Genomic DNA, 12,581 nt, shown 5'->3' with positions numbered 1-12,581 from the left:
CCGCATGCTAACCCTTCGAAGAGATTCTGTGGTGGGGCAGAGAGCCCACCATTACAAGAGAAAGTTTAAAAAACTCTTAACGGTGGACACATGACGAAAGAAGAATATTCCTTTATAGTATAGACGGCCAACTGGACTTTGATGAGGACAGTAAGGTGGCGGAACCACAGTTGATGTGATCTAAACGAAAAAACGAAAAAACAGGGGAATCGTGAATGATTTTAAGAGGGCCGTAAGACGATACTGATCGTCTAGGGTGTGGTGATACCTAGAAGTTTTGGAACACCCTTTAGAACTCATTTACGGGACGCTGAGACACAAAAGAAATGGTGGAGCAGATGAGAATCGAACTCACGACCTCCACGTTGCGAACGTGGCGCTCTCCCAACTGAGCTACTGCCCCAGAACAACCAGAAACCTAGTATAACATTACAACGAGAACACCCAAACTTCGCATCTGGGTTCACGTTTCTAGGTTCACTATTATACCCGTATCGTTCCCGTGAAGATTTTGTATACCCTAACCTATTGTAACTAAACAATAATCTCTGCGCACTATCCCTTGCGAACGTCGCGCTCTCCCAACTGAGCTACGGCCCCGCCAGTGCGCCGGGATAATGGGTATGGCGCCCGGGACTGTCAAGCCAGCGCCCGCGGCGCTGGCCTGGGCCGGGGCTTGTGATGTAATGTGGCCCCGCTTTCGCGCCCGCCCCTTCGTCCGCAGCCGGAACCGCCCATGTACGCCATCCTCACCCTGGTCGACACCATCATCTCGCTTTATGTCTGGGTGCTCATCATCTGGGTCGTCATGAGCTGGCTGATCAGCTTCAACGTCATCAACACGCAAAACCGTTTCGTCTACATGGCGGGCGATTTCCTGCACCGCGTGACCGAGCCGGCGCTGCGGCCGATCCGGCGCATCGTGCCGCTGTTGGGCGGCATCGACATCTCGCCGGTGCTGCTGATCCTGTTGCTCTATTTCGTGCAAAACCTGTTGCGCCATGACCTCGCGCCCAGGATGCTGGGCTGAGGGCTCGCCGTTCGTCTCGGCCCCCGGCGGCGTCCGCATAGTTGTGCGCCTGACGCCCAAGGCGGCCGCCAGCGGCATCGACGGCGCCATGGCCAGCAAAAACGGCCCGGCCCTGAAAGTGCGGGTGACGGCTGCGCCCGAGAAGGGCCGAGCCAACGCCGCCCTGGTCAAGCTGCTGGCCCGCGAGTGGCGGCTGCCGACCTCGGCGCTGAGCATCGAAGCCGGCGCCAAACAACGCCACAAGCGCGTCTTTGTCAGCACCGACGCCGAGCAGTTGAAGCGGTTGCGGGGATGGGCTAAGCAGCAGGGATATCTGGACTGATGGTTTCGAGGCCACGATGAACGACACCGCCGCCGCCACTGCCACCGTTATCGACGGCAAGGCCTTCGCCGCCGGCCTGCGCCAACGCATCGGCGCGGCCGTGGCCGAGGTCAAGGCGAGCCACGGGCTCACCCCGGGGCTGGCCGTGGTGGTGCTGGGCCAGGATCCGGCCAGCGAGGTCTACACCCGCAACAAGGCCAAGCAGACCGTCGAGGCCGGCATGAATTCCTTCAAGTTCGACCTGCCGGCCGAGACCACCGAGGCCGAACTGCTGGCCCGTGTGGCCGAGCTCAACGCCGACGCGTCCGTGCACGGAATTTTGGTGCAACTGCCGCTGCCCGACCAGATCGACGAGCACGCCGTGGTCAACGCCATCGATCCGGCCAAGGACGTCGACGGCTTCCACGTCATCAACACGGGCCGCCTGGCCACCGGCCAGGACGCCATGGTGCCGTGTACGCCCAGGGGCTGCTTGATGCTGCTGCACGACACCCTGGGCGAGCTCAAGGGCTTGCGGGCGCTGGTGCTGGGGCGTTCCAACATCGTCGGCAAGCCCATGGCGGCGCTGCTGCTGGCCCAACACTGCACCGTCACCATGGCGCATTCGCGCACCCGGGATCTGGCCCAGGAATGCCGCCGCGCCGATATCCTGGTGGCCGCCGTGGGCCAGCCCGAGATGGTGCGCGGCGACTGGATCAAGCCCGGCGCCACGGTCATCGACGTGGGCGTCAACCGCATCGACGCGGGCGAAGGCAAAACCCGGCTGGTGGGCGACGTGGCGTACGCCGAGGCAGCCCAGGTGGCCGGCGCCATCACGCCGGTGCCCGGCGGCGTCGGCCCCATGACCATCGCCGTGCTGCTCTCGAACACGCTGATCGCCGCCTGCCGCCAGCACGGCGTCGCGGTGCCGGAAGTCTGAGCACGGTGACCGACTACGCCGCCCACCTGGCCGAGGCCGCCAGCGCCATCGCCGAACGCTGCACGGCCTGCGGTGACTGTCTGCGGGTTTGCCCGGTGGCGGCCGAGATCGAATTGCCCAAGGAACGGGCGGAAAGCATCAGCGCCGGCCTCAAGCAGCTCAGCGAAAGCGGCGCCGGCGATCAAGAGGCCGAATCCTGGGTCGAGGCTTGCGACGGCACGGGCGCCTGCTTGGCGGCCTGCCCCGAGGGCCTCAACGTGCGGCGCTGGATGTGGCTGAACCGGCTCAAGCTGCGGAGCCGAGACCCCGAACCCGGCGCCGAAAGCGCGGCCCGGCGTTTCCGCGGCATGGCCAAGGCGGTGCGCCTGCTGGCCGGCCTGCAGATGCCGGACGAGATCTTCGAGCGCATCAACCGGGGCAGCGACCCGCCGGCGGACGTGACCTTCTATACCGGCTGCAACGTCTTGCGCACGCCGCAGCTGCTGCTCGGCGCCATCGACATTCTGGAGACGCTCGGCGTCTCCTTTGCCCTGATCGGCGGCACCCCCAACTGCTGCGGCATATTGCAGTTCGCCGGCGGCGATGTCGCCACCTCGGACCGCATCGCCGGCCACACCTACCAACGCTTCCGCGAGCTCGGCGGCAAGACGGTGCTGTCCTGGTGCCCGACCTGCCACGTGCAGTTCGGCGACAACCGCCACGACTTCGAAGAGGCGGGGTTCGCGATGGACCACTTCACGGAATTCCTGGCCGCCCGCCTGGAGGCCCTCGGGGCGGCTTTCGTAAAGCCCGTGCCGGCCCGCGTGCTGCTGCACGAGCACGCCGGCCTGCCCGCCGTCAACGCCGCCGTGCGCCGCCTGCTGAGCGCCATCCCCGAACTCGAACTGCTGCCCAGCCAGGCCGAGTATGTGGGTTATGCCTGCGGCTCGCTGGGGCGCAATTTCCCCGAGCGCCAGGCCCGCCAGCACGCCGCCCTGGCCGAGGCAGCAAAGGCCACGGGCGCCGACACGGTGGTCAGCATCTACCATAGCTGCCACCGCCAGCTCGCCGCCGCCCGCGCCGAACACCCGTTCGAGGCGCGCAACTACACCGAGCTTCTGGCCGAGGCTCTTGGTCTCGAGCCCCGCCGCGACCTCTACAAGGAGATCCGCCTGGCCGGCGGCATTCGGGCTGTGTTGGGCGACGAGTTGGACGACGACCAGGTGGCTTTCCTGGAATCCCAGATCCTGCCCGAGCCCGGCTTCAAAGGCCCGGCCTGACACCCAAGGAGAAAACCCATGCGCTTGCGTCAATTCGTTTTCGTGGCCGAAAACCTCGACCCCGCCGTCGAGGAGATCGGCTCGGTGCTCGGCCTCGAGGTCTGCTACAACGACCCCGGCGTCGGCGAGTTCGAGCTCGAGAACGCGCTGCTGGCGATCGGCGGCAATTTTCTCGAGGTGGTGGCGCCCAAGCAGGAAGGCACCACGGCCGGGCGCTATCTCGAGCGCCGCGGCGGCAACGGCGGCTACATGGTCATCGTGCAGTGCGACGACGCGCTGCCCCATCGCGAGCGCGTCAACGCCATGGGCATCCGCGACGTCTGGCGCCACGACGGGCCCACGGCCTTCGCCACGCATTTCCACCCGGCCGACGTCGGCGGCGCTATTTTGTCCCTCGATTCGATGGCCACGGGCCCCGAGTACCACGACGAAATTGCGACCTGGGAATGGGCCGGCCCCAAGTGGCCCGAGCACGTCCTGACCAACGTCACCAGCGCCATGGTGGGCCTGGATGTGCAAAGCGACGACCCGGCCGGCCTGGCCGCCACCTGGGCCCAGGTGCTCGACCGGCCGGTACTTGACGAAACCAGCCACGGCCCCCGCATCGCGCTCGACAACGCCACGCTCCGCTTCGTCAAGGACCAGGACGGCCGCGGCCCCGGCGTCGGCGGCCTCATCCTCAGCCCGCAAAACCGCCCCGCCATCATGGCCGAGGCCGAACGCCGCGGCCTCAAGACCGGCGACAACACATTCATGCTCTGCGGCATGCGGGTGCGGTTGGCGTAGGCGGCGGCGCTTTTTGGTAGTTTGTCATTCCCGCGAAAGAGCGTGTGAAGGAATAGCGCAGCGGCGTCAAATGCTGCTGCCGCCCCCCCACCCCGACCCTCCCCCACAAGGGGGGAGGGAGCGAAAACCGGCCGTGGCCCTTGCTTTCTTCCCTCCCCCTTGATGGGGGAGGATCAGGGAGGGGGTGTTTTTTCTGATGTTTAGACGGCGGCCCGATTCCTTCACACGCGCTTGCGCGGGGAGGACAAATGAGGGCCACACCAGGTGACAATAGCTAAGATCAATCGATTGATCTTAGCGGCAGGGCTTACCCTACCCCCGCCGATTGAGCAGCCTTAAGCGCAGCGCATTCAACTTGATAAAGCCCTCGGCATCGCGCTGGTCGTAGACCTGATCTTCCTCGAAGGTGACGTGTTCGAGGCTGTAGAGCGAATCCGGCGACGAGCGGCCGACCACGCTGGCGCTGCCCTTGTAGAGCTTGAGCCGGACCAAACCGTTGACGCGCTCCTGGCTCCGGTCAATGAGCGCCTGCAGCATCTCGCGCTCCGGCGCATACCAGAAGCCGTTGTAGACCAGTTCGGCGTAGCGCGGCATGAGCTCGTCCTTGAGGTGCGCCGCGCCGCGGTCGAGCGTGATGCTCTCGATGCCGCGGTGCGCCGCCAGCAGCACGGTGCCGCCCGGCGTCTCGTAGATACCGCGCGACTTCATGCCGACGAAGCGGTTCTCCACCAGATCAAGCCGGCCGACGCCGTTGGCCCCGCCGAGCTCGTTGAGCCGGGTCAGCAGCGCCGCCGGGCTGAGCCGCTGGCCATCCACCGCCACGGCATCGCCGGCGGCGAATTCGATCTCTACGTAGGTCGGCTCATCGGGTGCCGCCTCGGGCGCCACCGAGCGGCTGTAGACGTATTCCCCGGCCTCCTGGGCCGGGTCCTCCAGCGCTTTGCCCTCGCAGGAGATGTGCAGCAGGTTGGCGTCTTGCGAAAAGGGCGCCTCGCCGCGGCTGTCCTTGGGGATGGGGATCTGGTGCTTTTCGGCGAAGGCGATCAATTCCTCGCGCGAGGAGAGCTCCCACTCCCGCCAGGGCGCGATGATGGTGATGTCGGGGTTGAGGGCATAACAGGTGAGCTCGAAGCGCACCTGGTCGTTGCCCTTGCCGGTGGCGCCGTGGGCCACCGCGTCGGCGCCGGTCTCGGCGGCGATCTCGATCTGGCGCTTGGCGATCAGCGGCCGGGCGATCGAGGTGCCCAAGAGGTACTGGCCCTCGTAGAGCGCGTTGGCGCGGAACATGGGGAAGACGAAGTCGCGCACGAATTCCTCGCGCAGATCCTCGATGTAGATCTCGCCGACGCCCAGCAACTCGGCCTTCTCCCGGGCCGGCTCGAGCTCCTCGCCCTGGCCGATGTCGGCGGTGAAGGCGACGACTTCGCAGTCGTAGGTTTCCTGCAGCCATTTCAGGATGACCGAGGTGTCGAGCCCGCCCGAATAGGCCAGCACGACTTTCTTGACGTTACGGGTCATGTTCCGGTTTCCCTGCCAGATCGTGGCGCAGTATAGCTGACGGCCCCGGCGGGGCGTGGTTGGCGGCCAGCCCGCTGGCTGGCCGACTTGAGCTGGCCGCAAGCCGCCATGATGTCGCGGCCCCGGGGCAGGCGGATGGGCGAGGCGTAGCCGGCCCGGTTGACGATCTCGCCGAAGCGCTCGATGACCGGCCAGTCGGGGCATTCGTAGGGCGCGCCGGGCCAGGGGTTGAAGGGGATCAGGTTGATCTTGGCCGGAATGCCGGCAATCAGGCGGCAGAGCGCCCGGGCATCGGCCGGGCTGTCGTTGAGGCCCTTGAGCATGACGTATTCGAAGGTGATGCGGCGCGCATTGGAGGAGCCGGGATAGCGCCGGCAGGCCGCCAGCAAATCCTTGATGGGATATTTGCGGTTAAGCGGCACCAGCTCGTCACGCAAGTCGTCGCTGACGGCGTGCAGCGACACCGCCAGCAGCACGCCAAGCTCGCGCCCGGCCCGGTCCATGGCCGGCACCACGCCGGCCGTCGACAACGTCTGCCGGCGGCGCGAGATGGAAATGCCGTCGCCGTCCATGATCACGGCCAGCGCCTGGGCCACGTTGTCGTAGTTGTACAAGGGCTCGCCCATGCCCATGACCACGACGTTTGAAATCAGGCGCCGCTCCAGCGTCGGCGTCGGCCACTCGCCAAGCTGATCGCGGGCCAGCAACACCTGGCCGACGATCTCGGCCGAAGACAAATTTCGCACCAGCGGCTGGGTGCCGGTATGGCAAAAGCGGCAATTGAGGGTGCAGCCGACCTGGCTGGAGACGCAGAGCGTGCCGCGGTTTTGCTGCGGGATATAGACGCTTTCGAGGCGCGCCCCGTCGGCCAGCTCCAAGAGCCACTTTTGCGTGCCGTCGGCCGAGGTCTGGCTGGCCACCAGGCGCGGCCGGCCGATGTGCGCGGCACCGGCCAGGCGGGCGCGCATCTCCTTCGAGACGTTGCTCATGGCGCCAAGATCGGTGACGCCGCGGTAGTAGAGCCAATGCCAGAGTTGGCTCGTGCGCATGCTGAGCGCGCGCTCGGGCACGCCCAGGCCGGCCAGCGCCGCTGTCAGCTCGGGCCGCGTCATGCCGCTCAGGTCGAGATTCCCCGGGGGCTGGTCGATGTGCTGCTGGCGAGCGGCGTCTGACATGGTGTGGCGCCGAATTCCGCCCCCCCCGCGGCTACTTGAACTTGACCTTGCAGGCCCGATTGGCGGCTCGGTGGGCAGCGGTGAAACCGGCCAGCGAATAGCGGTCGGTGGTCAGCGTGCCGCGGCTCGAGCGGCCCTTCACGATCATGGTGTGGCCCTTGATCATGGCCCTGATCATGGCGTCATCGCCCTTGGCGTCTTCGTTCCAGGCCGTGTCGGCCTCGGTGAAGAGGGTGAACTTGTTGTCGCCGATCTTGACCTTGACGCTCGAGCCCTTCTTGTAGTTGTAGCCGGTGTAGAAGCTGACCACGTGCAGCGCCTTCTCCTTGGGCCGGTGGGTGACCAGCACGTAGACCTGGCCGCGGCGCACGTTCTTGGGTGCCTTGTCGACCGGGTCGGCCTGGATGAAACAGACTTTGGCCTTGTTCTCGGTGTAGACGAAGGCATCCCAGCGCCGGTATTCGCCCAGCAGCTTGGGCTTGGGCGCGGCCAGGGCGCCGGCGACGGTGGCCGCCTGGGCGGCAAGCACCAGGCCGGCGACCAGCAGAGAGGCGAGGGTGCGATTCATGGTCCCCTTAGATACCCAAGTCGGCCAGCCCTGCCAAGCCCCTGCGCTCAAGCGGGCCCGCGGCGGCGGCGCACCGGCTCGCCACGGACATGGGGCGCAAGCTCCTGCGGCGCCCCGCCCAGCGCCACCGGGCGGCCGGCAAAGCGGCCCTGGGCGATGAGCCGGTCGTACATGACGATGGCACCGGCGGTGGCCACGTTGAGGCTGAAGCGGGTGGGGATGCGCACCACGTGGTGGCAGCGCTCGACCAGTTCGGGCGACAACGAATAGCGCTCGGCCCCCAAAACGTAGGCGGCGGAGCGGGGGTGGCGGAAGCTGGGCAACTCGACCGCTTGGTCGCTGAGCTCGACGCCGACCAGGCTGCAGCCCTGGGGCAGCTCCATCGCCGTCGGCGAGGCGAAGCTGTAGAAAGGTACCTCGCGCCAGCTTTCGCTGGTGTCGGAGGCAATGTTGCCGGGATTTATGTCGCTGGCGATGGTAAAGAGAAACCCGGCGCCGAAGGCATGGGCCGTGCGAAACAGGTTGCCGGCGTTGGCCGGCTTGCTGAAACGTTCGACGCCGATGCCGAAGTAGCCGCGCATGCGTTTTGATTCCACAAAGCCCCAATCTGTGCCCCGACCCACCCGAGACTACCCCCCGAGGCCCGCATGACCAAGCCTGCCAACCCCCTGGCCGTCGAAGTGCTGCGCGGCCCCTTGGTCGAAAGCCGCCACCGGGTGGCGGCGGCGGTGGCCGATGCCAACGGCCCGCGGGCCGCCTGGGGCGACGCGGACGCCGCCGTCTTCCCGCGCAGCGCCGTCAAGCCGCTGCAGGTACTGGCCCTGATCGAAAGCGGCGCCGCCGAGGCATGTGGTGCCAGCGAGGCCGAGATTGCGCTGGCCTGCTCCTCGCACAGCGGCGAGCCCCGCCACCTGGCAGCCTTAAGCGCCTGGCTCGAACGCCTGGGGCTGAGTGCCGCCGACCTCGAATGCGGCGCCCATGCGCCGCTCGGTGGCGCGGCGCCGGCGGAACTCACACCGCTGCACAACAACTGCTCGGGCAAGCACACCGCCATGCTGGCCACGGCCCGCCACCTGGGTGAGCCGCTGGCCGGCTACGTCGCCGCCGACCACCCCGTGCAGCGCCGGGTCCGCGGCCTGCTGGGCGAGCTGGCCGGTTGCGATCTGGCCGCCGCGCCCAGCGCCATCGACGGCTGCTCGATCCCCACTTTCGGGCTACCGCTGGCCGCCCTGGCACGGGCCTTCGCCCGCTTCTCCAGCGGCGACGGGACGCCACCGCGGCGCCAGGCGGCGCTGGCCCGGGTGCGGCGCGCCATGGCGGCGCATCCCTTCATGGTGGCCGGCACGGGACGTTTCTGTACCGCCCTCAATGAGGCCACTTCGGGCCGCGTGCTGGTCAAGACCGGGGCCGAGGGGGTGATGGTGGCGGCCCTGCCCGAGGCCGGGCTGGGCCTGGCACTGAAGGCCGACGACGGCGCCTCGCGGGCGGCCGAAGTGGCCATGGTGGCGTTGCTCAGGCACTTGGGCCAACTGAGCGATCCCCTGTCACCGGCGCTGGCGGCTCTTGCCGAACCGATCCTGAAGAACTGGCGCGGCCTGGAAACAGGTGTTATCCGAGGCGCGGCCGGCTGGCCCGAATGAAGGTGACCGAGGTTCTCCCCGACGTCCTGGGCCCCGGTCTCAAAATCGTCATTTGCGGCTCCGCCGCCGGCACCGCCTCGGCCCGGGCCGGTGCCTACTACGCCGGGCCGGGCAACCGTTTCTGGTGGATCCTGGCCCACTCGGGCCTCACCGCACGCCAGCTCGCGCCCCACGAATTCGCCCTGCTGCCGAGCTTCGGTATCGGCCTCACCGACCTGGCGAAACGGCAAAGCGGCCCCGACGCCTCGCTCGGCCCCGGCGCCGACGACCCGGCCGCGCTGGCCGCCAAGATTGCCCGCTGGGCGCCGCGGGCGCTGGCCTTCAACGGCAAACGGGCGGCCCAGGCCTTTCTTGATCGGGCGGTCGACTACGGCAGATTCGAAAACGCCGCGAGCGGCCCCAATGGTTGTCCCAGTGGCGGCACGGCGCTTTTTGTGCTTCCTTCGACCTCGGGCGCGGCCCGGCGCTACTGGGACGAGGCGCCCTGGCTGGAACTGGCGGCCTTTGTCAAAAATGGGCACGGAGAGAAGACATGAAAGCGGTGATGTGCACGGAATGGGGCGGGCCCGACAAGCTGACCGTCGGTGAGGCGCCCGAGCCCGAGCTGGGCCCCGGCGAGGTGCGCATCGGCGTCAAGGCCGCGGGCGTCAACTTCGGCGATACCCTGCTGATTCAGGGCAGCTACCAGGTCAAGCCCGATTTTCCCTTCGTGCCCGGCATGGAGGCGGCGGGCGACGTGCTGGAGGTCGGCGAGGGTGTCGACGGCATCAAACCCGGCGACCGCGTGGTCGGCTCCACCAGCCTGGGCGCCTATGCCGAACAGGCGGTCTGCAAGGCCGCCTCGGTGGTGACGCTGCCGGCCAAGATGGACTACGTCACGGCGGCCTCGTTTCCCGTCGCCTACGGCACCAGCCACGTCGGCCTCGACTACCGGGCCGGGCTCAAAGAGGGCGAGACGCTGCTGGTAACGGGCGCGGCCGGCGGCGTCGGCCTGACGGCGGTGGAGATCGGGGCCCAGATGGGGGCCCGGGTGATCGCCGCCGCCTCGTCACCGGAGAAACTGGCGGTCTGTGCCGCGCGCGGCGCTGCTGAGCTGATCGACTACAGCAAGGAGGACTTGCGCCAAAGGGTGAAGGAGCTGACCGACGGCCGGGGCGCCGACGTGGTCTACGATCCCGTAGGCGGCGAGGCCTTCGACGCCGCCATGCGCTCTATCGCCTGGGAGGGCCGTATCGTCATCATCGGCTTCGCCAGCGGCCAATGGAACCAGGTCAAGACCAACATCGTGATGGTAAAGAATGTCTCGGTTATCGGCTTCTACTGGGGCTCCTACGCCATCCATAAGCCCGAGATCGCCGGCCGTTCGATGCGCCAGCTGGTGGACTGGTACGAGGCCGGCCGGCTCGACCCCCACGTCAGCCACACGCTCCCCCTCGACGAGGTGGCCCAGGCCTTGGATCTCATCATCAGCCGCAAGTCGACCGGCAAGGTAGTGATCGAGGTGAGCTGAGGGAGAGGGCAACACATGAAAATAGCCATCCTGGTCTACCCGGGCATGACGGCGCTGGATGCCGTCGGGCCCTACGAGGTGCTGGCCCAGTTGCGCGGTGCCGAGGTCAGCTTCGTGGGCCGCCAGCGGGGGCCGGTAACCTGCGATACCGGGGCACTCACGCTGCTGGCGGAAAAAAGCATCGACGAGGTGCCGCTGGCCGATGTGCTGCTGGTGCCCGGCGGCCCCGGCGACCAACGCGCCAGGGCCGACGAACGTCTGTTGAGCTGGCTGCGCGCCATCCACGCCGGCAGCCGCTGGACCACCTCGGTCTGCACCGGCTCGCTGATCCTCGGTGCCGCGGGCGTACTCGAAGGTCTCGAGGCGACGACGCACTGGCTGCGCCTCGAGGCTTTGGCCGACTATGGCGCCAAACCGGTGGCCGCACGCTTCGTCGAAGCGGGCAAGGTGATCACCGCCGCCGGCGTCTCGGCCGGCATCGACATGGCGCTCCACCTGGCCGCCCGTGAGGCCGGCGAACGCGTCGCCCAGGCCATCCAGTTGAGCCTGGAATACGACCCCCAGCCGCCCTTTGCCTGCGGCGCGCCTCAGAAGGCCCCCGAGGCCCTGGTCGAGGCCGTCAGCGGTGCCTTCGACGGCATCATGGCGGAGCGTATGGCCAAGCTGGAGCAAGCCGGTTCCTGAATGCCTTCCCGGCAATCGCTGCCCAGTTTCCCGGAAATTCCTGCCCCAAGGGGCAAAAAATGCCCGGCAAAGGATGCCCTTGGATAGACTTTAACCCTTTGGCAATAAAGACATTTTTTCGCAATCGTCAGGCTGGCCCGGGATTTGCTGGGTATGGCGGAGCAAAAGCACTCTAGTGACGAAGAATCGTCGAAAGGAGTTGATCATGAGCGAGATCAACTATGCTCTTACCGCCCCCCTGCCGGTGCTGCAACCCAACCCGGTGACGCCACCGCCCAAGGGGCCCAAGTCGACCTTCGAAACGGCTGCCGACCGCCGCCGCGAGCGTCGCGAGAGACGTCGGCGCAAGCAAGAGCAGGAAAACCCCGAACAGCACCAGGAGGCCCAGAGCCTCGTCGACCTCAGGGTCTGACGGCGTTTGGATTAGATCAAAAATCGCCCGGCCACCCGCTCCCTCTATTCGCTTTGGCGCAAGAAGGCGATGAGGTCGAGCGCGGGCGGCGCCACTTTGGTCTGGCTGAGCTGGTCGTGGACCTGACCGCGGTGATGGGTCTGGTGGTTGAAGACGTGGCCCAACAGAGCTTCCAGCGGCTGCTCGTCAGCCTCGCCGGCCAGGTTCTGGTAGGCCACCGGGCGGCTGAAATCGCCCTCCCCCAGATCGCGCACGAAGGCCTCGATGCGGGCGTCTTCGGCCACCCGGGCGACGCGCAGGCCGGCAAAGTCGCCGTAGAGCTGCTGATCCAGCGCCGTGATGGCAGGCTTTCGCCCGGCCAAGCGGGCGAACCAGATGCGGTCGCCGACCAGAATGTGATTGAGCGTGCCGTGGATGGTGCCGAAGAAGGCCTGGCGAGAGCTCAGGTATTTGCTTTCGGCGAGCTCGCCACAGGCCGCAAAGAGCCGCTGGTTGGCCCAGGTGTTGTAGGCCGCCAGGCGGCCGAAATAGCTGCTCCAGGAAGCGGACACGGAATACCTCAAAACCAAACCGGCGGCCCCTTAGAATGGGACCGCCGGTGGCGGGCGTCAATCCGCTAGTCGCGGATTGTCTTTGCTAGACCCTCACCGGGCGGGCGCATCCGCGCCCTTGGCCTCCGCCCCCCCAAGGGGGGGGCGGCTTCTTGCTTCGGGTGAGCAGGCTTAAGGCCGCCTCGTAGAGCAACGAGCGCACCATGG

Annotated in this window: 15 protein-coding genes and 1 tRNA gene; 10 read left to right on the top strand and 6 right to left on the bottom strand. The window is 67.1% G+C overall.

Features of this window, described 5'->3' with window-relative positions; genetic code table 11:
- Positions 1-327: 327 nt before the first annotated feature.
- Positions 328-403: transfer RNA gene (locus QGG75_18245), tRNA-Ala, on the bottom strand.
- 333 nt (positions 404-736) lie between these two features.
- On the opposite strand from QGG75_18245, the gene QGG75_18240 reads away from it, so the two are divergent.
- Genes QGG75_18240 through QGG75_18220 form a run of 5 tightly spaced genes read left to right on the top strand, consistent with a single transcriptional unit; the run spans position 737 to position 4,316 of the window.
- The gene (locus tag QGG75_18240) at positions 737-1,030 is read left to right on the top strand and encodes a YggT family protein (protein ID MDP6069170.1); all 294 of its coding nucleotides are present in this window, start codon (positions 737-739) and stop codon (positions 1,028-1,030) included.
- The gene (locus QGG75_18235) at positions 1,002-1,352 is read left to right on the top strand and encodes a DUF167 domain-containing protein (protein ID MDP6069169.1); all 351 of its coding nucleotides are present in this window, start codon (positions 1,002-1,004) and stop codon (positions 1,350-1,352) included. The genes QGG75_18240 and QGG75_18235 overlap by 29 nt, the downstream gene beginning before the upstream one ends.
- 16 nt (positions 1,353-1,368) lie before the next feature.
- Entirely contained in the window at positions 1,369-2,271 is a 903-nt protein-coding gene (gene folD / locus QGG75_18230) for a bifunctional methylenetetrahydrofolate dehydrogenase/methenyltetrahydrofolate cyclohydrolase FolD (protein MDP6069168.1), read from the top strand.
- A gap of 5 nt (positions 2,272-2,276) precedes the next feature.
- Complete coding sequence (locus QGG75_18225) at positions 2,277-3,530, top strand: (Fe-S)-binding protein (protein ID MDP6069167.1); 1,254 nt, start codon at positions 2,277-2,279, stop codon at positions 3,528-3,530.
- Between the two features lie 18 nt (positions 3,531-3,548).
- Positions 3,549-4,316: a VOC family protein gene (locus tag QGG75_18220; GenBank protein ID MDP6069166.1), complete on the top strand. Its 768-nt coding sequence runs from the start codon at positions 3,549-3,551 to the stop codon at positions 4,314-4,316.
- A 312-nt stretch (positions 4,317-4,628) separates the two neighbouring features.
- Here the strand turns inward: QGG75_18220 and QGG75_18215 are convergent, their stop codons facing one another.
- From QGG75_18215 to QGG75_18200, 4 genes are read right to left on the bottom strand one after another with little or no spacing between them, the layout of a single operon-like run.
- On the bottom strand, positions 4,629-5,834 hold the full coding sequence (locus QGG75_18215) for an argininosuccinate synthase (GenBank protein ID MDP6069165.1): 1,206 nt from the start codon (positions 5,832-5,834) through the stop codon (positions 4,629-4,631).
- Positions 5,831-7,009 (bottom strand): 23S rRNA (adenine(2503)-C(2))-methyltransferase RlmN, encoded by a 1,179-nt coding sequence (gene rlmN, locus QGG75_18210; protein ID MDP6069164.1) that lies wholly within the window; start codon positions 7,007-7,009, stop codon positions 5,831-5,833. The genes QGG75_18215 and rlmN overlap by 4 nt, the downstream gene beginning before the upstream one ends.
- A 31-nt stretch (positions 7,010-7,040) precedes the next feature.
- Positions 7,041-7,577 carry an invasion associated locus B family protein gene (locus QGG75_18205; protein ID MDP6069163.1) on the bottom strand — a complete coding sequence of 179 codons (537 nt, stop codon included), beginning with the start codon at positions 7,575-7,577 and terminating at the stop codon, positions 7,041-7,043.
- Positions 7,578-7,624: 47 nt separating this feature from the next.
- Positions 7,625-8,158: an RNA methyltransferase gene (locus QGG75_18200; protein ID MDP6069162.1), complete on the bottom strand. Its 534-nt coding sequence runs from the start codon at positions 8,156-8,158 to the stop codon at positions 7,625-7,627.
- Positions 8,159-8,224: 66 nt separating this feature from the next.
- Here QGG75_18200 and QGG75_18195 point away from each other — a divergent pair, with 66 nt between their 5' ends.
- From QGG75_18195 to QGG75_18175, 5 genes are all read left to right on the top strand, one after another.
- Positions 8,225-9,217, top strand: a complete 993-nt coding sequence (locus QGG75_18195; protein ID MDP6069161.1) for an asparaginase — start codon at positions 8,225-8,227, stop codon at positions 9,215-9,217.
- Positions 9,214-9,753, top strand: coding sequence for a mismatch-specific DNA-glycosylase (locus QGG75_18190; protein MDP6069160.1), 540 nt, complete (start codon positions 9,214-9,216; stop codon positions 9,751-9,753). Before QGG75_18195 ends, QGG75_18190 begins: the two co-directional genes overlap by 4 nt.
- Positions 9,750-10,727, top strand: coding sequence for an NADPH:quinone oxidoreductase family protein (locus tag QGG75_18185; protein ID MDP6069159.1), 978 nt, complete (start codon positions 9,750-9,752; stop codon positions 10,725-10,727). The genes QGG75_18190 and QGG75_18185 overlap by 4 nt, the downstream gene beginning before the upstream one ends.
- A gap of 15 nt (positions 10,728-10,742) precedes the next feature.
- Entirely contained in the window at positions 10,743-11,411 is a 669-nt protein-coding gene (locus tag QGG75_18180) for a DJ-1/PfpI family protein (protein ID MDP6069158.1), read from the top strand.
- 205 nt (positions 11,412-11,616) lie between these two features.
- Positions 11,617-11,823: a hypothetical protein gene (locus tag QGG75_18175; protein MDP6069157.1), complete on the top strand. Its 207-nt coding sequence runs from the start codon at positions 11,617-11,619 to the stop codon at positions 11,821-11,823.
- A 44-nt stretch (positions 11,824-11,867) separates the two neighbouring features.
- On the opposite strand, the gene QGG75_18170 is transcribed toward QGG75_18175, so the two are convergent.
- Complete coding sequence (locus tag QGG75_18170) at positions 11,868-12,374, bottom strand: DinB family protein (protein ID MDP6069156.1); 507 nt, start codon at positions 12,372-12,374, stop codon at positions 11,868-11,870.
- Positions 12,375-12,581 lie beyond the last annotated feature (207 nt).

This window comes from Alphaproteobacteria bacterium (assembly GCA_030740435.1).
Classification (GTDB): domain Bacteria; phylum Pseudomonadota; class Alphaproteobacteria; order UBA2966; family UBA2966.
Note: the sequence above shows the minus strand (reverse complement) of the source record. Positions and strands in the feature narration are given on the sequence as shown.